Genomic DNA, 24853 nt, shown 5'->3' with positions numbered 1-24853 from the left:
CGCGCACGGATGAGCGCGGCGGCGGTGCGCGCGATCGGGCCGCCGTCGTATTCAGATCGAGCAGTCCAGGGCCCGGCCTTCGCGCCAAGAGCGCGTGGCCAGTTCGGCCAGTTCCAGCGCCTTGATCCCGTCGTCGATGTTCGGATGCAGCGGCGTGCCCTGGCTCAAGCCATCGAAGAAATGCTCGATTTCCAGCGCGTAGGCCGCGCGGTAGCGTTCCAGGAAGAACGCTTCGGGCGTGTCCTGGCTGATCGCCTGTGCGTTCCACGCGACCACTTCGGTCGGACGCAGATTGCCGGCCTGCAGCAGGCCGCGGCTGCCGAGCACTTCGAAGCGCTGGTCGTAGCCGTAGGCGGCGCGGCGCGAAGTGTTGATCTGGCACAAGGCGCCCTCGCGCGTGCGCAAGGTGACCGCGGCGGTGGTGAGGTCGCCGGCGGCGGCGATCTCGGCAAACTCCGGCGCGGCGCCGGTCGCGTAGACGCTGACCGCTTCGGCGCCGAGGATCCAGCGGAAGATGTCGAAGTCGTGGATCAGCATGTCCTTGAACACGCCGCCGGAGCGGGCGATGTAGTCCAGCGGCGGCGGGCCCGGATCGCGGCTGGTGATCAGCAACACTTCCGGCGCGCCGATCTCGCCGGCGTCGAGGCGCTGCTTGAGCGCGCGGAAGGTCGGATCGAAACGGCGCTGGAAACCGATCATGCACGCCGCGCCGGTGCGCGCGATCGTGTCGGCGCAGGCGCGCGCGCGGCCGATGTCCAGATCGACCGGTTTCTCGCAGAAGATCGCCTTGCCGGCGAGCGCCGAGCGCTGGATCAGATCGGCGTGGGTGTCGGTGCTCGAACCGATCACCACCGCGTTCACGGCCGGATCGGCCAGGGCCTGCTCGGCGCTGGCGACGCGCGCGCCGTGCGTCCGCGCCAGTTCGGCCGCGGCCGCGTCGTGCACGTCGACGACATAACGCAGCCGCGCCTTCGGATGACGGACCAGATTGGCCGCATGGATCTTGCCGATGCGGCCGGCGCCGAACAAAGCCACTTCAATCATCGTATTCCCCGGGACGGTTGGTTTCTTCGACCTTGAGTTCGAGCTCGTAGGTCAGGGCGACGAACAAGGCCTGGCACAGGCAGATCGTGCTGGTCAGCGCGCGGAACGCGAACGCGCTGCCTTCTTGCACCTTCAGCAGCACGTCGGCGTAGTTGGCCAGCGGCCCGAGTTCGCTTTCGGTGACCGCCAGCACCTTGGCGTGGCGCTCGCGCGCCACCCGCGCGCAGAACAGGGTTTCCTTGCCGTAGGGCGGAAAACTGATCGCGATCAGCACGTCGTTCTTGCCGATGCTGCGGATCTGTTCGCGATGCATGCCGCCCAGACCGGTGATCAGATGCACGCGCTTGTTGGTGTGCTGCAGGGCGTAGGCGATGTAGCTGGCGATGCTGAAGCTGCGGCGCACCGCGACCACGTAGATGTTCTCGGCCTTGACCAGCAGGTCGACCGCGCTTTGGAAGCGCTCGGCGTCGAACTCGGCGGCCAGTTCGTCCAGGCCCAGGCGGCTGGCGTCGATGAAGCGCAGCGCCATCTGCGCGCTGGTCATGCGCCCGCCGTCGTCTTCGATCACCCGGCGGATGCGTTGCTGGTAGCTGCGCGCCGGCGCGACCTGCTCGGTGTAGGCGTTGCGGAACAGCGCCTGCATCTCGGTGAAGCCGGAAAAGCCGAAGCGCTGGGCGAAGCGCACCACCGCCGAGCTGTGCACGCCGCTGCCCTCGGCGATTTCGTTGATGCGCTGGACCATCAGGTTGGCGCGTTGCTGTTCGATGTAGCGGGCCACGCTCTGCAACTGGCGCGGCAGGTTGTCGAACTCGGCGGCGATGCCTTGCATCAGCTCATCGACTCCCTGGTAGGTGGACATGCGGGCTCCTGGAGTGGTGTGGGTGTCTTTATACCTGAAATGGAATTTAAATTCTAGTTTTAAAAATGTTGCACTGCGGGTTGCAAAAGCGATTTCCTTGCCCCTATGCTCGGCCCCCATCGAGTCGCTGCCGCCGTTTCGCGGTCGCAGCGGCGGTCCGTCGCCGGCCTGGCCGGTCCATAGGGGAGTGGGGTGTATGCGCGTTATCGGGTCATTTCTGCACGGGCGATTCGGCCTGCGCTCGGTTTCGATCGCATTGGCGCTGGTGCTGAGCGCGTGCTCGGGCGGCGGCGAGGCGCCGTCCGCGCCGGCTTCCGCCGGTGGCGGCGCGGGCAGCGGCCGCGGCGGCGAGCGCTACGTGCTGGTCAGCCATGCGCCGGATTCGGATTCGTGGTGGAACACGATCAAGAACTCGGTCGTCGATGCCGGCGAGGATTTCGGCGTGGCCGTGGACTACCGCAATCCGCCCAACGGCGACCTGGCCGACATGGCGCGGCTGATCGAGCAATCGGCCGCGCGCAATTACGCCGGCGTGGCCACCTCGATCGCCGATTTCAGCGTGCTGTCCAAGGCGACCTCGCGCGTCACCGGCAAGGGCATCGCCCTGGTCACGATCAATTCCGGCACGCGCGAACAGAGCAAACAGCTCGACGCGATCATGCACATCGGCCAGCCCGAGTACGACGCCGGCAAGGCCGCCGGCGAACGCGCCAAGGCCGCCGGCGTGACCTCGTTCCTGTGCGTGAACCACTACGCGACCAATCTGGCCTCGGTGGAGCGCTGCAAGGGATTCGCCGACGCGCTCGGCGCGGACTTGCGCGCTTCGATGCTCGACACCGGCGTGGACCCCACCGTGGTCTCGAGCAAGGTCGGCGCTTACCTGCGCAACAACCCCAAGACCGGCGCGGTGCTCGCGCTGGGTCCGAACTCGGCCGAACCGACCCTGCAGGTGCTCAAGCAGATGGGCCTGGCCGGCAAGATCTTCTTCGCCACCTTCGATCTGTCGCCGACGATCGTGCAGGGCATCGAGGACGGCGAACTGAATTTCGCCATCGACCAGCAGCCGTATCTGCAGGGCTATCTGGCGATCGCCGCGCTCAAGATCGCGCACGACGAAACCACCCGCGATCCGGCCGTGATCGTCGCCAGGCTGCGCGCCCATCCCAAGATCCAGGCGCGGCTGAAGCAGTACGCGCTGGAGCCGGTGTACACCGCCGACGGCGTGAGTTCCGGCCCCGGCTTCGTCACCCGCGAGCGGCTCGATGTGATCAAGAAGTACGCAGGCCAATACCGCTGAGCCCATGGCGCTGAGCACCTAGCGCCGAGCAGCAGCACCGAGCGTGTCCGATCACCGCGTGCGAGCCGGCCTGGGGCCGTGGTCGCAAGGCCGGCGCTCGTCCGCTTTCGCACGGAGAACCCGATGAGTACGACGTTCCCTCACATGGCGACTTCCATGAACGACCTTCCCGGCCAGCGCAAGGACGAGCGCGTGCGGCCCATTGCCTTCTGGCGCGCGTTCGCCGCCCGGCCCGAATTCGGATCCCTGGCCGGCGCGGTGCTGGTGTTCGCCCTGTTCGCGGTGTTCGCCGGCGATTCGGGAATGTTCAACCTCGACGGGGTGATGAACTGGTCGCAGGTCGCCGCCTATCTGGGGATCATCGCGGTCGGTGCGTGTCTGCTGATGATCGCCGGCGAGTTCGATCTGTCGATCGGTTCAATGATCGGTTTCGCCGGCATGCTGATGGCGGTGCCGGCGATGTTCCTGGGCTGGCCGATGTGGGCGGCGGTGGCGTTCACCTTCGTGTGCTGCGCCGCGCTGGGCTGGCTTAACGGCTATCTGGTGGTGCGCACCGGCCTGCCCAGTTTCATCGTCACGCTCGCCTTCATGTTCATCCTGCGCGGGCTGACCCTGGTGCTGTCCACGCATTTTTCCAACAGCACCGTGGTCAGCGGCGTCGGCGAAGCGGTCGCGCGCGATCCGCTGATCAGCGCCTTGTTCCGCGGCGCGGCCTTGCCGGGGTTGTTCGAATGGCTCGCCAACAGCGGCGCGATCGAGCGCCTGCCCAACGGCAAGCCGGTGGTCGAGGGCATTCCCAAGGTCTTGCTGTGGTGGGGCGCGCTCGCCGCGGCCGCGGGTTTCGTGTTGTCGCAAACCCGCACCGGCAACTGGATCTTCACCGTCGGCGGCGACGCCACCGCGGCCAAGAACGTCGGCGTGCCGGTGCGGCGGGTCAAGATCGGCCTGTTCGTGGTCACCGCGCTGTGCGCCTGCCTGTTCGGCGTGCTGCAAGTGGCCGACATCGGCTCGGCGGCGGCCGATCGCGGCCTGCAGAAGGAGTTCGAGGCGATCATCGCCGCGGTCATCGGCGGCGCCTTGCTGACCGGCGGCTACGGTTCGATCCGCGGCGCCTGCATCGGCGCGCTGATCTTCGGCGTGGTTCAGATCGGCATCTCCTACACCGACATCAACTCGGATTGGTACCGCGTGTTCCTCGGCGCGATGCTGCTGCTGGCGGTGCTGTTGAACCATTACATCCGCCTGCGCGCGACCGGCGCGAAGTGAGGGCCCGGCCATGAACGACGACTGCATCCTGCAACTGGAAAACGTCAGCAAATATTTCGGTAGCGTGATCTCGCTCAAGGACGTGAGCCTGCGCCTGCGCCGTGGCGAGGTGCATTGCCTGCTCGGCGACAACGGCGCCGGCAAGTCCACCCTGATCAAGACGCTGGCGGGCGTTCACCGTCCCAGCGAGGGCCGCTATCTGGTCGAAGGCCAGCCGGTGTGCTTCAAATCGCCGCGCGAGGCGCTCGATCGCGGCATCGCCACGGTTTATCAGGATCTGGCGCTGGTGCCGTTGATGAGCGTGGCGCGCAATTTCTTCGCCGGCCGCGAGCCGCGGCGCAAGCTGATGGGCTTGATCCCGGTGATGGACCTGGACTTCGCCGCCGAAACGGCGATGACCAAACTCGCCGAGATGGGCATCCACGTGCGCTCGCCGCATCAGCCGGTGGGCACCATGTCCGGCGGCGAGCGGCAATGCCTGGCGATCGCGCGCGCGATCCATTTCGGCGCCAAGGTGCTGATCCTGGACGAACCCACCGCCGCGCTCGGGGTCAAGCAGAGCTGCAACGTGTTGACGCTGATTCATCAGGCGCGCGAGCGCAGCATCTCGGTGATCTTCATCACCCACAACGTCCACCACGCCTATCCGATCGGCGACAGCTTCACCGTGCTCAACCGCGGCCAGTCGATGGGCAGTTTCGCCAAGCACGAGATCAGCAAGGAACGCGTGCTGGACATGATGGCCGGCGGCAGCGAGATCCAGACCCTGTTCGACCGGCTCGAAGGACGCAGCGCCGCATGAATCGCGCACGCCGGCCCCCACTGTTTTCCGGAACCCGCCCATGAACGATCGCGCTCTCGATGCCATCTTCCTCGGCCGCGTGGCCGTGGATCTGTACGCGCAGCAGACCGGCGCGCGTCTGGAGGACGTGGCCAGTTTCGCCAAGTACCTGGGTGGCTCGTCCGCCAACGCCGCCTTCGGCCTGGCCCGGCTGGGCCTGCGCAGCGCGATGCTGAGCCGGGTCGGCGACGATCATATGGGCCGGTTCCTGCGCGAGACCCTCGCGCGCGAAGGCTGCGATGTGAGCCGGCTGCGCACCGATCCGGACCGGCTCACCGCGCTGGTGCTGCTCGGCATCAAGGACCGCGATACGTTTCCGCTGATCTTCCATCGCGAAAATTGCGCCGACATGGCGCTGAGCGCGGCCGATATCGACGAGGATTTCATCGCCTCCAGCCGCGCGCTGGCGATCACCGGCACCCATCTGTCCAGCGCCGGCGTGCACGCGGCGAGTCTGCGCGCCCTGGAATTCGCGCGTCGCCACGGCGTGCGCAGCGTGCTCGACATCGATTATCGGCCGGTGCTGTGGGGACTGACCGGACGCGGCGATGGCGAGACCCGTTTCATCGCCGACGACGGCGTGACCCGGCATCTGCAGTCGGTGTTGCCCTTGTTCGATCTGGTGGTCGGCACCGAAGAAGAGTTCCTCGTCGCCGGTGGCGGCAGCGATTTGATCGCGGCGTTGCGCGCGGTGCGCGCGGTCACCTCGGCCTTGCTGGTGGTCAAGCGCGGCGCGCGGGGCTGCAGCGTGATCGAAGCCGCGGTGCCGACGGATATCGACGACGCGCCGACCTATCGCGGGACCCGGCTGGAGGTGCTCAACGTGCTCGGCGCCGGCGATGCGTTCATGGCCGGCTTTCTGTCGGGCTGGTTGCGCGACGAACCGATCGAACGCTGCTGCGCTTATGCCAACGCCTGCGGCGCGCTGGTGGTTTCGCGCCACGGCTGCGCGCCGGCGATGCCGAGCCGCGCCGAACTCGATTATTTCCTCGCCAATGCCGAACGCCTGCGCCGGCCCGATCGCGACGAACAGCTGGCCCATCTGCATCGGGTCAGCGTGGCGCGCGCGCAGTGGGACGATCTGCATGTGTTCGCGTTCGATCATCGCAGCCAGCTGTTCGACCTGGCGCGCGAATGCGGCGCGCCCGAATCGCGCCTGCCGCGGCTCAAGTCCTTGCTGGTGCAGGCGGTGGATCGCGCCGAACGCAGTCTGGATCTGCATGGCCGGATCGGTTTGCTGTGCGATGAAACCTACGGCCAGGATGCGCTGGATGCGGCGACCGGACGCCGCTGGTGGATCGGCCGTCCGGTCGAAATGCCCGGTTCGAATCCGCTCGAGTTCGAGTACGGCCGCTCGATCGGCACGCAGTTGTCGCGTTGGCCGCTCGAACACGTGGTGAAGTGCCTGGTGCAGTTCGATCCCGACGGCGATGCGCGGGCGCGGATCGAACAGGAAACCCAGTTGCGCGGTCTGTACGACGCGGTGCGGGCGAGCGGGCACGAGTTGTTGCTGGAAGTGATACCGCCGGCCGACAGCGAAGGCCGGCGCGGCGGCGAACGGGTGCTGCGTTCGCTCAAGCGGATCTACAACCTCGGCATCCGTCCGCAGTGGTGGAAACTGGCGCCGCTGCCGATGCGCGACTGGGACGCGCTGGACGCGCTGATCGAAGAACGCGACCCGTATTGCCGCGGCGTGTTGCTGCTCGGCTTGAACGCGCCGTTCGCCGAACTGGCCGAGGGTTTCGCCGCCGCCTCGCGCAGCCGCAGTTGCCGCGGTTTCGCGGTGGGCCGCAGCATCTTCGTCGAGCCCGCGCGCGCCTGGCTGCGCGGCGACATCGACGACGAAACCCTGGTGGCCCGCGCCTGCGCCGGGTTCGCCGAACTCGCCGCGCTGTGGGCGCGGTCGCGTCAAGTCCGGTGCGCGCCCGCCGCCGGAACCGTCGGGCATGCCGCATGAACGCTACGTCCTCCCCCGCGTCGGCGACGGCATCCGGTTCCGGCGGCGTGGTGCGCCTGACCATGGCCCAGGCCCTGGTGCGTTACCTCGCCGCGCAGTACACGATCGATCCCGACAGTGGCGAACGCGTGCGCCTGTTCGGCGGCGTGTTCGCGATCTTCGGCCACGGCAATGTCGCCGGCCTGGGCGAGGCGCTGTATCAGCACCGCGATGCGTTGCCGACCTACCGCGCGCACAGCGAGCAGGGCATGGCCAATGCCGCGATCGCTTATGCCAAGGCGCATATGCGCCGGCGCATGATGGCGGTGACCGCGTCGATCGGGCCGGGTTCGACCAATCTGGTCACTTCGGCGGCGCTGGCCCACGTCAACCGATTGCCGGTGCTGCTGTTGCCGGGCGACATCTTTGTTTCGCGCGCGCCCGATCCGGTGCTGCAACAGCTCGAGGATTTCGCCGACGGCACGGTCAGCGTCAACGATTGCCTGCGTCCGGTGTCGCGTTATTTCGACCGCATCGTCAAGCCCGAGCAATTGCTGCGCGCATTGCCGCGGGCGATGCGCGTGCTCACCGATCCGGCCCTGTGCGGCCCGGTCACCCTGGCCTTGCCGCAGGACGTGCAGACCGAAGCCTGGGATTGGCCGCAGGCCTTCTTCGCGCCGCGCCTGCATGCCTTCCGTGCGTTGTCGCCGCAGGCCGACGAGGTCGCGACGCTCGCCGCCGCATTGCGCGAGGCGCAGCGGCCGGTGCTGATCGCCGGCGGCGGCGTGCTGTACGGCCGCGCCGGCGATGAGCTGCGTCGCTTCGCCGACCTGCATCGAGTGCCCGTGGCCGAAACCCAGGCCGGCAAGGGCGCGCTGGCCTGGGATCATCCCTTGCAACTGGGCGCGGCCGGCGTCTGCGGTTCCAGCTCAGCCAATGCGCTGCTCGCGCAGGCCGATCTGGTGCTGGCGGTGGGCACGCGGCTGCAGGATTTCACCACCGGTTCGAATGCGCTGTATGCCGGCGCGCGCATCGCCACGATCAACGTCAACGCTTACGACGCCTTGAAGGGCGGGGGACCGGAACTGATCTGCGACGCCGGTCTGGGCCTGCGCGCGCTGTCGGCATCGCTGTCGGACTGGCACGCGCCCGCGCCGTGGGCTGCGCGCGCGCGGGACGAAGCGCAGGCGTGGCGCGCGATCGTCGACGCCGTCACCGGCCGGCGCGAACTGGCCGCGGGCACCTTGCCGTACGACGGCGAAGTCATCGGCGCGGTGCAACGCTCGGGCGCGCGGTCCGATCGCGACGACATCGTCGTCTGCGCCGCCGGTACCTTGCCGGCGGAACTGGAAAAACTTTGGCGCACGCGCACGCCCGGCGGCTATCACATGGAGTACGGCTACTCCTGCATGGGCTACGAGATCGCCGGCGGCCTGGGCGTGAAGATGGCCCGGCCCGAGCGCGAAGTGGTGGTGATGGTCGGCGACGGCAGCTATCTGATGCTCAACGCCGAGATCGCCAGCTCGGTGATGCTGGGCATGAAGCTGATCGTCGTGGTGCTGGACAACCGCGGTTTCGGCTGCATCAACCGCCTGCAGCAGGCCTGCGGCGGCGCGGCGTTCAACAATATGTGGGACGACTGCCTGCACGCCGGCGACGGCGCGCCGCCGATCGATTTCGCCGCGCATGCCCGGGCGATGGGCGCGCAGGCCGAGCATGTCGCCGACATCGACGCGCTGGAGCAGGCGATGCGGCGCGCGCGCGCGGCGCGCGGCACCTATCTGATCTCGATCGACACCGATCACCGCCGCACCACCGAGCACGGCGGTTGCTGGTGGGAGGTGGCGGTGCCGCAAGTGTCCGAGCGCGACGCGGTGCGGCAGGCGCGGCGCGATTACGAGATCGCCAAACAACGACAGCAACCGCGGCCGCCGGCCGCACAGGGAGACTGCGATGTCTGACGGCGCGTTCGCGGTGAAGATCGGCATCAACCCGATCGGCTGGAGCAACGACGATCTGCCCTCGCTGGGCGGCGAAATCCCGCTGGCGACGGCGTTGCTCGAAGGCCGCCAGATCGGCTACCAGGGCTTCGAGTTGGGCAACAAGTTTCCGCGCGAGCCCGAGGCGCTGCGCGAACTCATGGCCGGCTACGGGCTGGAGGTGATTTCCGGCTGGTACTCCGGACGGCTCGCGCAGCGCGGGGTCGAAGAGGAAATTGCCGCGGTGCAAGCGCATCTGCGTTTGCTGGCCGGCAACGGCTGCAAGGTCATGGTCTACGGCGAAGTCGCCGACGCGATCCAGGGCGAGCGCGGCGTGGCCTTGCACAAGCGCCCGCGCTTCGCCGACGAAGACGCATTCGCGCGCTACGGCGAGCGGGTGACCGCGTTCGCGCGCTATCTGCTCGAACACGGCGTGCGTCTGGCCTATCACCATCACATGGGCGCCTATATCGAGTCGCCCGGCGATATCGACCGGCTGATGGCGGCGACCGGCGAGGAAGTCGGCCTGCTGTTCGACAGCGGTCATGCCTATTTCGGCGGCGGCGATCCGCTGGCGTTGCTGCGCCGTCATATCGGCCGGGTCTGTCATGTCCATTGCAAGGACGTGCGGCCGGAGCTGATCAAGCTCGCGCGCAATCGCCACTGGAGTTTTCTCGACTCGGTGCTCAACGGCGTGTTCACCGTGCCCGGCGACGGCGCGATCGATTTCGCCGCGCTGATCGCCGTGTTGCGCGAACACGGCTATGCCGGCTGGCTGGTGGTCGAGGCCGAACAGGATCCGGCGGTGGCGCCGAGTTATGCCTATGCCGAGCAAGGCTATCGGACCTTGCGCGCGCTGGTCGACGGCGCCGCGATGCGGGAGGTCGCATGAGTCTGCTGGTCAAGGCCCGACCCGAAGGCCGGCGGATCGTCCAGGTCACGCCCGAGTCCGCCGGCTGGCGCCATGTCGGTTTCGAAAGCCTGCGGCTTCGCGCCGGCGAAGACGCCGCGCTGGATCTGCCGCCGGGCCGCGAAGGCTGCCTGGTGGTGCTGACCGGCACCGTCGATGTCAGCGCGGGCGCGCATTTGTTCGAACGCATCGGCGGACGCGCGAGCGTGTTCGAGCCGCGTTCGCCCGACGCGGTGTACGCGCCGCCGGCGACGCCGCTTCGGATCCACGCGCATGAGGACGCCGAACTGGCCCTGGCGACCGCGCCGGGCCAAGGCCGGCATCCGCTGCGGCTGATCGCCGCCGATACGATGCAGCGCAGCGTGCGCGGGCAGGGCAGCAACACCCGCTACGTTTGCGACATCCTGCCGCAGACCGAGGCGGCCGAATCCCTGCTGGTGGTGGAAGTGGTGACGCCGGCCGCGCATTCCTCCAGTTACCCGCCGCACAAGCACGACAGCGACAACGTTCCGCAGGAAAGTTCGCTGGAGGAAACCTATTACCACCGCATCGATCCGCCGCAGGGCTTCGCCTTTCAGCGCGTCTACACCGACGATCGCGAGCTCGACGAATCCATGGCCGTGTGCGACCGCGATCTGGTCATGGTGCCGCGCGGTTACCACCCGGTGGTGATGCCGCACGGCTATCGCGGCTACTACCTCAACGTGATGGCCGGTCCGCGCCGGGTCTGGCATTTCAAGAACGATCCGGCCCACGACTGGCTGATGAAGCCCTGATCCCGCTTACGACAGGAAGACCGAACATGTCCGCCCAGATGTCACCTCAAACCGGCCCCGCGCGCATCGGCCATTACATCGACGGTCGCCCGCGCGCGGGCGACGGCGACAGCGCGGCCTGCTACAACCCGGCCAGCGGCGAGGTGATCGGCGCGGTCGCGTTGGCGACCGCGGACGAGGTCGATGCGGCGGTCGCCGCCGCGCGCGCCGCGTTTCCCGCCTGGTCGCGCACGCCGCCGCTCAAGCGCGCGCGGGTGATGTTCCGCTTCAAGGAGCTGATCGAACGCGAACTGGACGGCTTGTCCGCGCTGATCACCCGCGAGCACGGCAAGGTGCTGTCGGATGCGCGCGGCGAGCTGATCCGCGGTCTGGAGGTGGTGGAGTACGCCTGCGGCATCCCCGAATTGCTCAAGGGCGATTACACCGAGCAGATCGCCAACGGCATCGATGCCTGGACCATGCGCCAGCCGCTGGGCGTGTGCGCCGGCATCACCCCGTTCAATTTTCCGGCGATGGTGCCGATGTGGATGTTCCCGATGGCGATCGCCTGCGGCAACAGCTTCGTGCTCAAGCCGTCCGAGCGCGATCCGTCCACCGCGCTGCGCCTGGCCGAATTGCTCAAGGAGGCCGGATTGCCCGATGGCGTGTTCAACGTGGTGCAAGGCGACAAGCGCGCGGTCGATGCGCTGCTGGACCATCCCGACGTGCAGGCGATCAGCTTCGTGGGTTCCACCCCCATCGCCGAATACATCTATGCCCGCGGCTGCGCGCGCGGCAAGCGCGTGCAGGCGTTGGGCGGCGCGAAAAACCACTTGCTGGTGATGCCCGATGCCGATCTGGACGCGACCGCGGATGCGTTGATCGGCGCCGGTTACGGCGCCGCCGGCGAGCGCTGCATGGCGATCTCGGTCGCGGTCGCGGTCGGCGAGGCCACCGCCGATGCATTGGTCGCCAGGCTTGCGCCGAAGGTGCGCGCGCTGCGCATCGGCGACGGCATGGACCCGGGCAGCGAAATGGGGCCGGTCGTCACCGCCCAGCATCGCGACAAGATTCTCGCCTACATCGACGACGGCGTGGCCGCCGGCGCGCAACTCGTGGTCGACGGACGCGGCCATCGCGTGGCCGGTCGCGAACGCGGGTTCTTCCTCGGCGGCAGCCTGTTCGATCGCGTCGGCACCGACATGCGCATCTATCGCGAGGAAATCTTCGGACCGGTGCTGTGCGTGGTGCGCGTGCCCGATTTCGCCGCGGCGCTGGCGCTGATCGATGCGCACGAGTTCGGCAACGGCACCGCGATTTTCACCCGCGATGGCCTGGCCGCGCGCGAGTTCGCCCATCGCGTGCAGGTCGGGATGATCGGCATCAACGTGCCGATCCCGGTGCCGATGGCGTTTCACAGCTTCGGCGGCTGGAAGAAGAGTCTGATGGGCGATCACCACGCGCACGGCCCGGAAGCGGTGCGTTTCTACACCCGGCAGAAAGCCGTCACCCAACGTTGGCTGGCCGGCGGCGCCAGCGGCGGAGCCCAGTTCGTCATGCCGACCCACTGACGCTGTCGCGTCGCGAACTTCGGTCCGCGCCGCGATAGCCGCCCTTCGATCCTCGTACCCACCCATGCCTTTCAGGAGGCGTGCTATGCCCGCTTTACTCAAAAATCCGCTTCACGCTTCCTTGTTGCTGGCGCTGTTCGGCGTCGTCGCCCATGCGCCGGCGAGCGCGCAGGAGGACAGTCCGTACCTGTTCGGCGACTGGGGCGGCAAACGCACCGCGCTGGCCGATCGCGGCGTGAGCTTCGAATTCGGACACACCAGCGAAACCGCGCGCAATCGCAGTGGCGGCCAGCGCGAACTGACCCGTTACACCGATCAATGGAAACTCGGCGCCGTCGTCGACCTCGACAAGACCTGGGGCTGGACCGGCAGCGCGTTCCAGGTGATGTTCACCCATCGCGGCGGCGACAACCTCGGCGCCGATGCCGGCATCGGCAACAACCAGCTCATCCAGGAAGTCTATGGCCGCGGCCAGACCTGGCATCTGACCGTGTTCGCGCTGAGCCAGGACCTGTTCGGCGGCAAGGCCAATCTGCGCATCGGCCGCTTGCCGGTCGGCGAGGACTTCGCCGGCTTCAGCTGCGACTTCATGAGCCTGACCTTCTGCGGCGCGCCTCCGGGCAATATCGCCGGCGATTACTGGGTGAACTGGCCGACCAGCCAATGGGCGGCGCGGATCAAGCTCGACACCGGCGCCGATACCTATCTGAAAATCGGCGCGTACCAGCTCAATCCGAAGTACGTCGACGACGCCTACGCCAAGCGCAACGGCTGGAAACCCGATTTCCCGTCGGGCACCACCGGCGCGCTGATTCCGGTCGAGTTCGGCTGGACGCCGAAGCTCGGCGGCCGACCGGGCAGCTACAAGATCGGCGGCTGGTACAGCAACGCCGGCGGCGCCGATCTGTTCTACGACCGCACCGGGCAGCCGCGTGCGTTGACCGGCGGCGATGCGTTGCATCGCGGCAGCCGTTACGGCGGGTTCCTGTCGTTCCAGCAACAACTCAGCGGTGAAAGCGGCCGCAATGGAGCGAGCGTTTTCCTCAATCTGACCCAGGCCGACCGCAACACCTCGTCGACCGATCGCCAGATCGCGCTCGGCGTGACCTACAAGGGCGTGTTCCAGCGGCCCAACGATTACGTCGGCCTGGCCTTCGGCGCCACCCACGCCGGCCCGCGCGCGGCCGATCATCAGCGTCTGTTCAATCGGCTGCATCCGCAGTCGGCGGCGCCGGTCAAGGACGGCAACGAGTACGTGACCGAGCTGTTCTACAACTGGTCGCCGATCGCCTCGGTGTCGCTGCGGCCCAATCTGCAGTACATCCGTCATCCCGGCGGTACCGATGCGAATCGCGATGCGTTGATCCTCGGGTTGAAGACCAATATCGACTTCTGATCGACGCATCCGTCGGGTCGCATCGCGGGCGAGCCGATGCGCCGGCGCAGCGGGATTGGCGAACGCCGCCGCGTACCACCGCGGCGGCGGTGCGTCGGGTCGTGTCGCGCGCGACGGCCTTGATTGGATACGCAGTGCCAGCGCGTGAATGCGCAGGCATCGAGCGAAAATGGCGAATGCCGCTATGCCGCGCCGCGCGACGGTCGGAACGCGGCGTATCGCCGTCCGGCGATCCGTCGCGTGGACGTTGTTGCACCGCATCGTAACGATGGCGCGCCGCGCGTTCACGATGCCGCGCATCGGCACGATTGCGAGGCGCCGGCTCGCGGTGGTAGCGTGCCCCGACTTCCGCCAATGGGACCTTCTCATGAACAAGCTGACGCTTTGCGCCGTGACCTCGCTGGCCGTTTTCGCCGGTAGCGCCTTCGCCGCGCCGGTCACCTACAAGATCGACCCGTCCCACACCTATCCCAGCTTCGAAGCCGACCACATGGGCGGCCTGTCGACCTGGCGCGGCAAGTTCAACAAGTCCGAGGGCACGGTGACGCTCGACAAGAAGGCCGGCGCCGGCACGGTCGAGGTCACCATCGACACCACCAGCATCGACTTCGGCCTGGACGCGATGAACGAGCACGCCAACAAGGCCGAGCTGTTCGATACCGCCAAGTTCCCAACCGCGACCTACAAGGGCAAGCTGGCCGATTTCAAGGACGGCGCGCCGAGCAAGGTCGAGGGCGAGCTGACCCTGCACGGGGTGACCAAGCCGCTGGAGCTGAAGATCAACAAGTTCAAGTGCATGCCGCATCCGATGCTCAAGCGCGAGGTCTGCGGCGCCGACGCCAGCGCGACCTTCCAGCGCGACCAGTTCGGCATCGCCGCCGGCAAGGACTGGGGCTTCAGCATGGACGTGAACCTGCGTATCCAGATCGAGGCGGTCGCGGCGGAGTGATCGCGCGCGGCGCGATCGATCCGCGTCGCGATCGCGCGGTTGGAAATCGTTGATCGCAAATCGCGCGGTGCACCGCGCAAGCGGGAAACCCGCAAGACAGAAACCAGAACGCGCCGCCCTCGGGCGGCGCGTCTGGTTCTGCAGGGTGCTTGAGCGTCGTTTCGCCCAGGCGCATGTCGCCGATCATCGCAAGCGCGGCCGACTCAGTACGAACGATATTCCCAACGCTGATTGGGCCCGCCGTGGCAGGTCCACATATGCACCAGCGATCCGTCGTACTGGCCCAAGTTCGGATCGTCGAGGCACTTGCCGTTGAGCCCGCTGCGGATTTCGCCGCGTAAACGCCAGGACTGATGGGGAAGGCCGTTGCAGCTCCAGATCCGTATCTGGGTGCCATTGGCGAAACTGCCGTTGGCCGCTTCCAGGCACTTGCCGCCGATACCGAGAATGCGGCCGCCGGGTCCGAGCCGCCACTTCTGCTGGGCCACGCCGCTGCAGTCCCACAACTGCACTGGAGTGCCGTCGGCGCTGTTGCCGCCGATCACGTCCAGGCATTTGCCGCCGATGCCGGTGATGGCGCCGGTCTGCGGATTGAAGTTCCAGGTCTGCTGGGCGACGCCGGAGCTGTCCCACAGCTGCAGCAGCGTGCCGTTGGCGGAACTGCCGCCGATCGCGTCCACCGCCTTGCTGCCCAGACTGAGGATGGTCGTGTTGGTGAAGCTCCAGGCCTGATTGCTCGCGCCGGTGGCGTCGTAGATCTGCAATTGCGCGCCGTTGTCGGGATTGATCCCAACCACGTCGAGCATGCGTCCGCTCGGCACGCCGCGCAGATTGGCGTAGGTGTCGCCGAGCGACCAGTTCTGCTGCGCAAAGCCGTTGCAGCCGAACACCTGCACCACGCTCGCGTTGGCGGTGGCGCCACCGCGCACATCCAGGCATTTGTTGCCCATGCCGACGATCGTGCCCGGCGCCGCGCCGCTCGCGACGGCATTGACCGCGGCGGCGGCATTGACGATGCCGGTGCCGATCGGTTGCGAGGGCGTGCTCGGGAACGGCGTCGCGGTCGACTTGAGCAGGCTTTCGATCTGCGCCGGCGTGCGTTGCTGCGACGATACCGAACGCAGCAGCGCGACCACGCCGGCGACATGCGGCGCGGCCATCGAGGTGCCGCTCATATAGCCGTAGCTGGCGGCCGCGGGCGTGGTCGCGCCCGAGTTGAGCGTGGAGTAGATATCGGTGCCCGGCGCGGCCAGATCGACCAGGGCGCCGAAGTTGGATTGCTGGCTGGCGTTCCAGACCGAACGCGCGCCGTTGCTGTCGACCGCGCCGACCGCGATCACGTTGTTGCAGTTGGCGGGGTTGGCGTTGGCGGCATCGACGTTGCCATTGCCGGCCGCGACGACCACGGTGGTGCCGCGCGCGACCGCGCCGTCGATCGCGTTCTGATACGTCGCGCTGCACACGCCCGAGCCGCCCAGGCTCATGTTGATCACGTTGGCGGGCGTCGCGTTGGCCGGAATTCCGGCGACCGCGCCGCCGGACGCCCATACGATCGCGTCGGCGATGTCGGACAGATAGCCGCCGCAACGGCCGAGCACGCGCACCGGCTGGACCCGCGCGCCGAACGCGGTGCCGGCGACGCCGGAGCCGTTGTTGGTGACCGCGGCGATCGTGCCGGCGACATGGGTGCCGTGCCAGCTCGAATTGGCGGCCGCGAACGGACCGCATTCGCCGGCGCTTTCCCAATCGCCTTCGTCGTTCGGGTTGGGATCGCGACCGTTTCCGTCGCGTGCGGTGGCCGCGTCGTTGATGAAGTCGTAGCCGGCAACGATGTTGGCATTTAGATCGCCGTGCGAGGTGATGCCGGTATCGAGCACGGCGACGACCACGCCCGCGCCGTTGCCGATGTCCCAGGCCTGTTCGGCGCGGATGCCGGCGTCGGCGTCGTTGTAACCCCATTGCAACGGGTAGCTCGGATCGTTGGGGGTCATGGTGGTGTGCATGCGCGCATCGATCTCGACGTAATCGACTTGTGGATCGGCGGCCAGCCGGCGCATCAACGCGGCGGCCTGATCGCGGTCGAGACGGCGGTCGGCGATGACGACGTCGGTGCCGGCCAGCGCGGTCGAGCGCAGGGTCTTGAGCGCGAGCGCCGGTTCGGCGCCGCGTCGCACCCGTTCGGCGGCGCGATTCAACGCGGACGCCTTGGCCGAAGCGGTGCCGCGCGCGGCGCTGCCGGGCACATAGCGGACGATGAAGCGATCGAACGAGGGCTGCGCATCCAGGCCGGACAGCCGGGCTTCGCCGGCGAACGCAGGCGCGCCGGCGAGCGAGCACAGGCCGATCGAGGCGGCGATGGCGAGGCTCAGGCCGTGCGAGCGGGTGGGTTGGGAGCGGGTGTTGACGTAGCGCATAGAGAATCCTTCTCCAGTGGCATCCCCAGGCGTTGGGGGGCGATCCGGGATCGGTCGGACTCGTCGATCCACGAACGAGGCGCGTTCGAACTGCGAGGCGATCCGTCGGCAGCGACGCGAGCTTGCGATTGTGCCGATCCACGATCCGCGAAGTTGAGATCGTTCGCCGATTCCACATCGATACGCGATCGTATCGATTGCGAGGTGTCGGCCTTGATCGTCGACGTGGCCATGGTGTTGGCTGAACGCGGATGCGAGGTTCGTTGTGTCGATACAGTGCGATCGCGTGCCAGAGAACACGCATTTGGTTGATTCAAGTCAAGATCTGGCATGACAAATCACACTGTGACCGGCTGCGGGCGCGGGCGATAGTCGCTCGCAGGCTGGCGGTGGCTCGGATGCGTGGGCATGTGCGGTTCGTGTCGGATTCGGTCATGAGGCGCGTCGAAAGCGGCCGCGGCTGATGCGGCGTCGCCGCGCGAGCAGCGGCGACGTCCGTGGATTTGGCTGCGGATTTGCATCGAACCGGCTAGAACCGCGATCCATCGAACCGCGAAATCGCAAGCCGCTTGCAACTCGCATCCGCATGCATCGAGTATCGCAATCAACGCGCGCCCGACCCGAGCGAACGATCGTTTCCGGATCGATCGATCCGGCAACCGGGCCGCATCTCCGCAGCAAAGGACTTCATCGCGCATGACCGATCAACAGCTTTCCGCCGAGCACGCCGAGCGCAAGCCCCACGACCACCGCTGGGCCGCGCTGGCCGTGCTGTGCATGGGCGCGTTGATGATCGTGCTCGACTCGACCATCGTGAATGTCGCGCTGCCGTCGATCCGCACCGACCTGGGGTTCAGCGAAAGCTCGCTGGCCTGGGTGGTGAATGCTTATCTGCTGACCTTCGGCGGCTTCCTGTTGCTGGGCGGGCGGCTCGGCGATCTGTTCGGCCATCGCCGCGTGTTCCTGATCGGCATCGCGGTGTTCACCCTGGCGTCGCTGGCCTGCGGGCTGGCCGGCAGTCAGACCTTCCTGGTGGCCGCGCGCGGCGTGCAGGGGCTTGGCGGCGCGGTCGTCACCGCGGTGGCGTTGTCGCTGATCATGAATCTGTTTACCGAGCCGGCCGACCGGGCCAAGGCGATGGGCGTGTACAGCTTCGTCTGCGCCGGCGGCGGCAGCGTCGGCGTGCTGCTCGGCGGATTGCTCACCGGCGGATTGAGCTGGCACTGGATTTTCCTGGTCAATATTCCGATCGGCCTGATCGTGATCGCGGCGACGCTGAAGTTGCTGCCGGCGTCGCGCGGGCCGGGCGAGGGCCAGTTGGACGTCGCAGGTTCCATCACCGTGACCGCCTCGCTGATGCTCGCGGTGTACGCGATCGTCAACGGCAACGAAGCCGGCTGGACCTCGCTGGCTACGCTCGGCCTGCTCGGTGTTGCGATTGTGTTGTTGCTCGCGTTCCTGTGGATCGAATCGCGGGTCAGCGCGCCGCTGATGCCGCTGAGCCTGTTCCGCCTGCGCAATGTCGCGGTGGCGAATACGGTCGGCGTGCTGTGGGCGGCGGCGATGTTCGCCTGGTTCTTCCTGTCGGCGCTGTACATGCAGTTGGTGCTGAAGTACTCGCCGATGCAGGTCGGTCTCGCGTTCCTGCCGTCGAACCTGATCATGGCGGCGTTCTCGCTGGGCTTGTCGGCCAAGCTGGTGATGCGCTTCGGCATCCGTTGGCCGCTCGCGGCCGGCCTGGCCCTGGCGACGATCGGCCTGCTGCTGTTCGCGCGCGCGCCGGTCGGCGGCGATTTCGTCAGCGATGTATTGCCCGGCATGCTGTTGCTCGGGCTCGGTGCCGGCATCGCGTTCAATCCCTTGTTGCTGGCGGCGATGAGCGATGTCTCGCCGGCCGAATCGGGCCTGGCTTCGGGCGTGGTCAACACCGCGTTCATGATGGGCGGCGCGTTGGGACTGGCGATTCTGGCCAGCCTGGCCGCGTCGCGCACCTCGGCGCGGATCGCCGCGGGCAGCGAGCTGATCGCGGCGCAGGCCGAGGGTTATCACCTCGCGTTTGCGGTCGGCGCGGTATTCGGTTTGACCGCGGCCTTGCTCGGCGGCCTGCTGCTGCGCACGCCGGCGAATCAGGCCGCCGAGAGCGCGCAGCCGGCGATGCATTGAGCGTTGCCCACACGAATAAGTTCGAACGGCTTCAATCCCAGCAACGGGCCTGGCCCGCAGGAGGACGCATGAGCTACGTGGATGGATTCGTACTGGCGGTACCCAAGAGCAATCTCGCCGCATACCGGCGCCTGTCGCGCCAGGCCGGCAAGATCTGGATGGAGTACGGCGCGCTGTCGTACGTCGAAGCGGTCGAGGACGACGTCAAGCCGGGCAAGAGCACCTCGTTTCCGCAGGCGGTGAAGCTCAAGCCCGGCGAAGTCGTGGTGTTCGCGTGGATCGTCTACAAGAGCCGCGCGGCGCGCGACCGCATCAACAAGCAGGTGATGAACGACCCGCGCCTGAAGATGCAGGCCGAGAACATGCCGTTCGACGGCAAGCGGATGATCTTCGGCGGGTTCAAGAAGCTGGTCGAGTTCTGATCGGACCGTCACGTGAGGCGCGCCGCCTCGCTCGAGCGGGGCGGCGCGCAGTTGAGACGCAAGCGCCTGCCGGGCTGTCGATGCCGCGCTTTTGCTGGAATCACGCAAGTCGGTTTTGAATGAAGCATCAGGCGCCGTGCCGGATCAGTCGGCTGCCGCCGCGCATTTTTTCGTGAGCGCATCGAGTTCTTCGAACAGCGACGGGTCGCTCGCGGTGAAATTGAAGCACGATTTTCCCTGCATCTTCTTGCGCAGGCCGTCGCTGATGCCATCGAGCAGGGACGGATCTTCATACACGGGCATCAGGTGATAGCTGACGTAGGACTTCTTCGTCTGCACGGCGCCGAAAAACCGGGGCTTCGCCTTGGCCGTGGCCGCGGCCCGTTCGACGTAGAAATGACCGGGTTCGTCCGTCTTGATGGACATGCCGGCGCTGTGCTTGCGAAGAATGCCGGAAAGCGATGCGAAGCTGGAACCGAAATCTGTCATGGCACGATACCCGTTGCGTTCACAGGGTGGCGATCTTGTGTTCACGCATGCCGTCTGAATAAAGCCGTCGCGCGAGGCGGGATCGGCTTGGCGGTTTGTCTCCCATGCGCTCGGCTGAAATTACCTCGGCGCGAAGCGCAAACCAAGTGCGTAGCCGTGCCCATCGCGCAAAAGAAAACCCCGGCCTAGGCCGGGGTTTCCAGAGCGATCATGCGCATCGCCTTACGTGTTGCGTACCAATCAGAACGTGATGCTCCAGGTATCGATGCGGCCAACGTCGGCATTGGCGTTATCGTTCACGCGCAGCTTCCAGGTGCCGTTGAGCGGTTCGCTCGACAGGTTGAAAGTGAACGTGCCGGTGACGTTGTCGGCGCTGCCGCCGCTGCGGTTGCTGATGTTGTACAGCGAGCCATCCGGCGCCACCAGGTCGACCTTAAGGTCGCCGCGGTAGGTGTGGATGATGTTGACCGACACCGAGGCGTTGGTCGGGGCATTGCCGGTACGGCCGGACACGGTGATCGGGCTTTCGACGGTCGCGTTGTCGTTGATCGCGTAGTCGGTGCCGTTGGTGTACGTCGTGCCCGGACCCGGGCCCGGGCCGCCGGGGCAGGTGACGCCCACGACCGCGAACGCGGCGGTGACGTCGGCCTTGACGAAGCCCAGATCGGTCGCGGCGGTTTCCACGCCGCAAGCGCCGTTGTTGAAGTCGGTGCTCGGGGTCCAGTAGTCCTTGTTCGCCTTGGCGAACACCTTGAACGCCTTGACCGTATCCCAGCCGGCGGTCTTGGCCAGGGTGTAGAACGCCTTGTTGTACACGCCGGACGAGTAGTGCACGTCCATGCCCGAGGTGTAGTTGCTGGCGTGACCGATCGAACGGCCGTCCTGCGGCGGGTTGGCCATGTAACGCAGCGCGCCGCTGCCCTTGAAGATCTGCGCGCCCACCAGGAAGTCGTTGGTGTTGTTCATGTAGTACTCGGCCGCTTCGCCGGCGATGTCCGAGTAGGCTTCGTTGATGCCGCCGGACTGGCCGGAATACACCAGGCCCGACTGCTGCTCGGTGAAGCCGTGCGAGACTTCGTGCGCCGACACGTCGAGGCTGACCAGCGGATAGAACGTGGTCGCGCCGTCGCCGAAGGTCATGGCCGAGCCGTCCCAGAACGCGTTCTCATAGCTGTTGCTGTAGTGCACGCGCATCGACAGCTGGAACGTCAGCGGCGGAGTGCCGACGTAGCTGTTGTACATGTCGAACACGACCTTGCCGAAGTAATGCGCGTCGTTCAGCGGCGAATACGCGCCGTTGATGGTCTTCACGGTGTTGCGCGGGCAGGTGTACGAGAACGCCGTCGTGCCGCTGGTGCCGTGGTTGAGGTTCACGGTCTTGACGTTGGCGTTGTTCATCGTGCACGTGCTGCCACTTTGGGTGACGTCGTTGAACCCGAAGTTGGTGCCGTACTCGTACTGGCCGGTCTTGGCGTTGCCGCCGGGGCCGGTGCCGATGAGGGCGTGCGCCAGGCCTTCCCACTGCTTGAGCACCTTGCCGCTGTTCGCATCGACGATCACGAACGGACGGGTCGGCTCGCCGCCCTTGGCCGCGTCGGCGAAGTAGTTGACGACATAGGCCATGTGCGCGCGGCCGTTGTCGTCGATGTAGATCATCTGCTTGCTGCTTTCGTTGCGCACCTGCAGCGCGCCCGCGCGCTTGCCGAGCGCGGCGCCCTTGGCCACATCCAGCGCCTGCGCGCTGCTCAGCTTCGGCGCGGTGGCCGGCAGTTCGGCGGCGAGGCCGGCGACCGAGCGGCCGAACAGCGTCTTCACGTTGCCCTTGGCGTCTTCGCTGACCACCACGTGCTCGCCGAACACCGGCACGCCGCGGAAGGTCTGCTGATAACGGTAGTTGCGGGTGCCGTTGGCGTCCTGGCTGCTCTTGATCTGGCTCAGGCCGGATTCGGCGTCGAGCGAGATCAGTTCGGCGTGACGCACGTTGGCCTTGGCGGCGACGCCGGACTTGGCGACGGCGGACTGGTACTGCTGGTTGAGCTTGGCGACGTCCTGACCGTGCAGGTCTACGCGCTGCGCGGCGCCGGCAGCGCCGGAGACGAGGGCGAGCGACAGGGCGAAGGACAGAGCGTGCAGGGACGGCGATTCGTTGCGATTCACTGGTATTACCCCCAAACGAGTGTGGATGGTGGCCGCGTTCGCGGCCGGCTCTCAGTGCTCGTACATCCGCTCCCCCGTCGTTCGCGCGTTCGGCCCGAGGCATTCCGTGCCCGAGGACGTTCGCGTAGTCGAACTCCGTGCGGATACCGTGCTGACGCGTAGCACGGCGGTGGCACGCTGGCCGTGCCCTAAAGTCGAGTCAACGCGACCGACGCCGGTCACACGTCGAATGCGACGTGTGCGGATCGCGGCGACAAATGATTTCGTCTGAGATCGTTCTACGATCAGGCCTGAAACGTTTTCACGTTTGCGCGTCACGAAATTTCGGAGCGTAATAATGTTTCAGGATTATTGCTGCAATGCAGCAGATTCCTGCGTCGTCGAGGTGGGGTAATAGGTCACATATTGCGTTGGATATATCGGTCGAGGGCTGCTCGAAGGGCTCGCGCCGGAGCTCGGCCGCTTGCCAGATGCCTGCTTGATTCATGCATGAACCGCGGCGTTTCCGGTTTTTTAGCGTGTTATGGAAATTCCAGCCCTGCCTGTGACCCATGCACGCACGGTTCTGCGAGCGCACTCCCAAATACGTATTTATTATGTTTTTGCATAAGCGGTTCGCTTGGCGAACCACGGTTCCGGTGTCGGAAAAGAAAACCCCGGCCGGGGCCGGGGTTTTCAGATTGCATGTGGGCCGACGCGGCAGGGCCGGCGATCGTGAGCGATCGATCGCATGGCCGGTGCCGAAAAAACCGCTCGGCGACCGGTCGGCCATACCGACTTATTGCGCGGTCACGCCCACCTGGGAGAACGCGTTGACCACATCGGCGGTGCTGTAGCCCAGGTCGGCCGCGGCCTGACGCACGCCGGTGCCGCCCTGGTTGAAGTTGGTGCTCGGCGTCCAGTAGTCCTTGTTGGCCTTGGCGAAGGCCTTGAACGCCTTGACCGTGCCCCAGCCCGGCTTGTTGGCCAGGATGTAGAAGGCCTTGTTGAACACGCCCGAGGAGTAGTGCACGTCCAGTCCGCTGGTGTAGTTGCTGGCGTGGCCGATCGAGCGTCCGTCTTGCGGCGGGTTGGCGAAGTAGCGCAGCGCGCGGCCGCTGGCCTTGAAGATGTCGGCGCCGACCAGGAAATCGTTGCTGCCGCGCGCGTAGAACTCGGCCGCTTCGCCGGCGATGTCGGAGAACGATTCGTTGATGCCGCCGGACTGGCCGGAGTAGATCAGGCCCGACTGCTGTTCGGTGAAGCCGTGCGAGGCCTCGTGCGCGACCACGTCGAGCGAGACCAGCGGATAGAAGGTGGTGCGGCCGTCGCCGAAGGTCAGCGCGCGGCCGTCCCAGAACGCGTTCTCGTAGTTGTTGCTGTAATGCACGCGCAGGGTCAGCTGGAAGGTCAGCGGCGAGATGCCCAGATAGGCCTGGTAGGTGTCGAACACGACCTTGCCGTAATAGTGCGCATCGTTGAGCGGCGAGTAGGCGCCGTTGATGGTCTTGACCGTGTTGCGCGGGCCGGCGTACGAGTAGGCGGTGGAGCCGCTGGTGCCGTGGTTGAGATTGACCGTCTTCACGTTCGGGGTGTTGAACGTATAGGTGCTGCCGCTGCGGGTGACGTCGAGGAACGGGCGGCCGCCGCTGCCGTATTCGTACTGGCCGATCTTCTGGTTGCCGCCGGGGCCGGTACCGACTTGCTCGTGGTTGAGGCCTTCCCACTGCTTGAGCACCTTGCCGCTGTTGGCGTCGACGATCGCGAACGGACGGCTGGGTTCGCCGCCGCTGGGCGCATCGGCGAAGTAGTCGACCGCATAGGCCAGATGGGCGCGATCGGCGTCGTCGAGGTAGATCACCTTGCGGCTGTTCTCGTTGCGGACCTGCAGCGTCGCCGCGCGCTTGCCGAGCGTGGCGCCCTTGGCCAGGCTCAAGGCCTGGGCGGCGCTGAGCTTGGCGTCGAGCTTCGGCAGATCGGCGGCGATGCCGGCGACCGAGCGGCCGAACAGGGCGCGTACGTTGCCCTTGGCGTCCTCGCGCACGATCACGTGCTCGCCGAACACCGGCACGCCGCGGAAGCTTTGTTGGTAGCGATGGTTTTGCGAGCCGTCGGCATCCTGGCTGCTCTTGAGCGAGGTCAGGGTCGAGTCGGCATCGAGCGCGATCAGCTCGGCGTGGCGCACGTTGGCCTTGGCGGCGACCCCGGACTTGGCGGTGGCGGCCTGGAACTGCTGGTTGAGTTTGACGACGTCGACGCCGTGCAGATCCACGCGTTGGGCGGCGCCGGCGGCGCCGGCGGCGAGGGCGATCGAGACAGCGAAGGACAGTACCGATACGTTGCGCTTCATTTGTAACCCCGAAAGTGAGTGAGTAAATGAGGGCCGGTCGTGCGACCGGTTTGCGGCGTTTCGCATCCGCATCCGA

At 66.8% G+C, this 24853-nt stretch carries 18 protein-coding genes; 12 read left to right on the top strand and 6 right to left on the bottom strand.

Features of this window, described 5'->3' with window-relative positions; all coding sequences use genetic code 11:
* Positions 1-51: 51 nt before the first annotated feature.
* Positions 52-1044, bottom strand: coding sequence for an inositol 2-dehydrogenase (gene iolG, locus IEQ11_RS13305; protein WP_191822689.1), 993 nt, complete (start codon positions 1042-1044; stop codon positions 52-54).
* Positions 1037-1903 (bottom strand): MurR/RpiR family transcriptional regulator, encoded by an 867-nt coding sequence (locus tag IEQ11_RS13300; RefSeq protein WP_036104288.1) that lies wholly within the window; start codon positions 1901-1903, stop codon positions 1037-1039. Before IEQ11_RS13300 ends, iolG begins: the two co-directional genes overlap by 8 nt.
* 196 nt (positions 1904-2099) lie before the next feature.
* Between IEQ11_RS13300 and IEQ11_RS13295 the strand changes: the two genes are divergently transcribed.
* From IEQ11_RS13295 to IEQ11_RS13250, 10 genes are all read left to right on the top strand, one after another.
* Positions 2100-3200: a sugar ABC transporter substrate-binding protein gene (locus IEQ11_RS13295; protein ID WP_191822690.1), complete on the top strand. Its 1101-nt coding sequence runs from the start codon at positions 2100-2102 to the stop codon at positions 3198-3200.
* 156 nt (positions 3201-3356) lie between these two features.
* Positions 3357-4466, top strand: a complete 1110-nt coding sequence (locus tag IEQ11_RS13290) for an ABC transporter permease (RefSeq protein WP_228464811.1) — start codon at positions 3357-3359, stop codon at positions 4464-4466.
* 10 nt (positions 4467-4476) lie between these two features.
* Complete coding sequence (locus IEQ11_RS13285; protein ID WP_191822692.1) at positions 4477-5268, top strand: ATP-binding cassette domain-containing protein; 792 nt, start codon at positions 4477-4479, stop codon at positions 5266-5268.
* A 40-nt stretch (positions 5269-5308) separates the two neighbouring features.
* Entirely contained in the window at positions 5309-7264 is a 1956-nt protein-coding gene (locus IEQ11_RS13280; protein WP_191822693.1) for a bifunctional 5-dehydro-2-deoxygluconokinase/5-dehydro-2-deoxyphosphogluconate aldolase, read from the top strand.
* Positions 7261-9204 (top strand): 3D-(3,5/4)-trihydroxycyclohexane-1,2-dione acylhydrolase (decyclizing), encoded by a 1944-nt coding sequence (iolD, locus tag IEQ11_RS13275; RefSeq protein WP_191822694.1) that lies wholly within the window; start codon positions 7261-7263, stop codon positions 9202-9204. The genes IEQ11_RS13280 and iolD overlap by 4 nt, the downstream gene beginning before the upstream one ends.
* A complete protein-coding gene (gene iolE / locus IEQ11_RS13270; protein WP_191822695.1) occupies positions 9197-10114 on the top strand; it encodes a myo-inosose-2 dehydratase in 918 nt (305 codons plus the stop codon). Before iolD ends, iolE begins: the two co-directional genes overlap by 8 nt.
* Positions 10111-10908: a 5-deoxy-glucuronate isomerase gene (gene iolB / locus IEQ11_RS13265; RefSeq protein WP_191822696.1), complete on the top strand. Its 798-nt coding sequence runs from the start codon at positions 10111-10113 to the stop codon at positions 10906-10908. Before iolE ends, iolB begins: the two co-directional genes overlap by 4 nt.
* A 26-nt stretch (positions 10909-10934) precedes the next feature.
* Positions 10935-12458, top strand: a complete 1524-nt coding sequence (locus IEQ11_RS13260) for a CoA-acylating methylmalonate-semialdehyde dehydrogenase (protein ID WP_228464813.1) — start codon at positions 10935-10937, stop codon at positions 12456-12458.
* Positions 12459-12543: 85 nt separating this feature from the next.
* A complete protein-coding gene (locus tag IEQ11_RS13255) occupies positions 12544-13854 on the top strand; it encodes a carbohydrate porin (protein WP_191822697.1) in 1311 nt (436 codons plus the stop codon).
* A gap of 367 nt (positions 13855-14221) precedes the next feature.
* Complete coding sequence (locus tag IEQ11_RS13250; RefSeq protein ID WP_191822698.1) at positions 14222-14803, top strand: YceI family protein; 582 nt, start codon at positions 14222-14224, stop codon at positions 14801-14803.
* A gap of 203 nt (positions 14804-15006) precedes the next feature.
* Here IEQ11_RS13250 and IEQ11_RS13245 read toward each other — a convergent pair whose 3' ends face one another.
* Positions 15007-17217: a S8 family serine peptidase gene (locus IEQ11_RS13245; protein WP_191822699.1), complete on the bottom strand. Its 2211-nt coding sequence runs from the start codon at positions 17215-17217 to the stop codon at positions 15007-15009.
* 696 nt (positions 17218-17913) lie between these two features.
* On the opposite strand from IEQ11_RS13245, the gene IEQ11_RS13240 reads away from it, so the two are divergent.
* Positions 17914-19380 carry a DHA2 family efflux MFS transporter permease subunit gene (locus IEQ11_RS13240; RefSeq protein ID WP_191822700.1) on the top strand — a complete coding sequence of 489 codons (1467 nt, stop codon included), beginning with the start codon at positions 17914-17916 and terminating at the stop codon, positions 19378-19380.
* Between the two features lie 68 nt (positions 19381-19448).
* A complete protein-coding gene (locus IEQ11_RS13235) occupies positions 19449-19802 on the top strand; it encodes a DUF1428 domain-containing protein (RefSeq protein WP_046656733.1) in 354 nt (117 codons plus the stop codon).
* 144 nt (positions 19803-19946) lie between these two features.
* Here the strand turns inward: IEQ11_RS13235 and IEQ11_RS13230 are convergent, their stop codons facing one another.
* The 3 genes from IEQ11_RS13230 to IEQ11_RS13215 form a co-directional block, all read right to left on the bottom strand.
* Entirely contained in the window at positions 19947-20291 is a 345-nt protein-coding gene (locus IEQ11_RS13230) for a hypothetical protein (RefSeq protein WP_191822701.1), read from the bottom strand.
* 240 nt (positions 20292-20531) lie between these two features.
* Positions 20532-22448 carry a M4 family metallopeptidase gene (locus IEQ11_RS13220; protein ID WP_198338847.1) on the bottom strand — a complete coding sequence of 639 codons (1917 nt, stop codon included), beginning with the start codon at positions 22446-22448 and terminating at the stop codon, positions 20532-20534.
* Between the two features lie 778 nt (positions 22449-23226).
* On the bottom strand, positions 23227-24777 hold the full coding sequence (locus IEQ11_RS13215; protein ID WP_191822702.1) for a M4 family metallopeptidase: 1551 nt from the start codon (positions 24775-24777) through the stop codon (positions 23227-23229).
* Positions 24778-24853: the final 76 nt, after the last annotated feature.

Source organism: Lysobacter capsici, assembly GCF_014779555.2.
Taxonomy (GTDB): domain Bacteria; phylum Pseudomonadota; class Gammaproteobacteria; order Xanthomonadales; family Xanthomonadaceae; genus Lysobacter; species Lysobacter capsici.
The sequence above is the reverse complement of the archived record's forward strand: the minus strand, read 5'-3'. Positions and strand labels throughout refer to the sequence as shown.

Coding starts and splice junctions, on each gene's coding strand:
- iolG (WP_191822689.1), bottom strand. CDS start 1,044: ATGATTGAAGTGGCTTTGTTCGGCGCCGGCCGCATCGGCAAGATCCAT.
- IEQ11_RS13300 (WP_036104288.1), bottom strand. CDS start 1,903: ATGTCCACCTACCAGGGAGTCGATGAGCTGATGCAAGGCATCGCCGCC.
- IEQ11_RS13295 (WP_191822690.1), top strand. CDS start 2,100: ATGCGCGTTATCGGGTCATTTCTGCACGGGCGATTCGGCCTGCGCTCG.
- IEQ11_RS13290 (WP_228464811.1), top strand. CDS start 3,357: ATGAACGACCTTCCCGGCCAGCGCAAGGACGAGCGCGTGCGGCCCATT.
- IEQ11_RS13285 (WP_191822692.1), top strand. CDS start 4,477: ATGAACGACGACTGCATCCTGCAACTGGAAAACGTCAGCAAATATTTC.
- IEQ11_RS13280 (WP_191822693.1), top strand. CDS start 5,309: ATGAACGATCGCGCTCTCGATGCCATCTTCCTCGGCCGCGTGGCCGTG.
- iolD (WP_191822694.1), top strand. CDS start 7,261: ATGAACGCTACGTCCTCCCCCGCGTCGGCGACGGCATCCGGTTCCGGC.
- iolE (WP_191822695.1), top strand. CDS start 9,197: ATGTCTGACGGCGCGTTCGCGGTGAAGATCGGCATCAACCCGATCGGC.
- iolB (WP_191822696.1), top strand. CDS start 10,111: ATGAGTCTGCTGGTCAAGGCCCGACCCGAAGGCCGGCGGATCGTCCAG.
- IEQ11_RS13260 (WP_228464813.1), top strand. CDS start 10,935: ATGTCCGCCCAGATGTCACCTCAAACCGGCCCCGCGCGCATCGGCCAT.
- IEQ11_RS13255 (WP_191822697.1), top strand. CDS start 12,544: ATGCCCGCTTTACTCAAAAATCCGCTTCACGCTTCCTTGTTGCTGGCG.
- IEQ11_RS13250 (WP_191822698.1), top strand. CDS start 14,222: ATGAACAAGCTGACGCTTTGCGCCGTGACCTCGCTGGCCGTTTTCGCC.
- IEQ11_RS13245 (WP_191822699.1), bottom strand. CDS start 17,217: ATGCGCTACGTCAACACCCGCTCCCAACCCACCCGCTCGCACGGCCTG.
- IEQ11_RS13240 (WP_191822700.1), top strand. CDS start 17,914: ATGACCGATCAACAGCTTTCCGCCGAGCACGCCGAGCGCAAGCCCCAC.
- IEQ11_RS13235 (WP_046656733.1), top strand. CDS start 19,449: ATGAGCTACGTGGATGGATTCGTACTGGCGGTACCCAAGAGCAATCTC.
- IEQ11_RS13230 (WP_191822701.1), bottom strand. CDS start 20,291: ATGACAGATTTCGGTTCCAGCTTCGCATCGCTTTCCGGCATTCTTCGC.
- IEQ11_RS13215 (WP_191822702.1), bottom strand. CDS start 24,777: ATGAAGCGCAACGTATCGGTACTGTCCTTCGCTGTCTCGATCGCCCTC.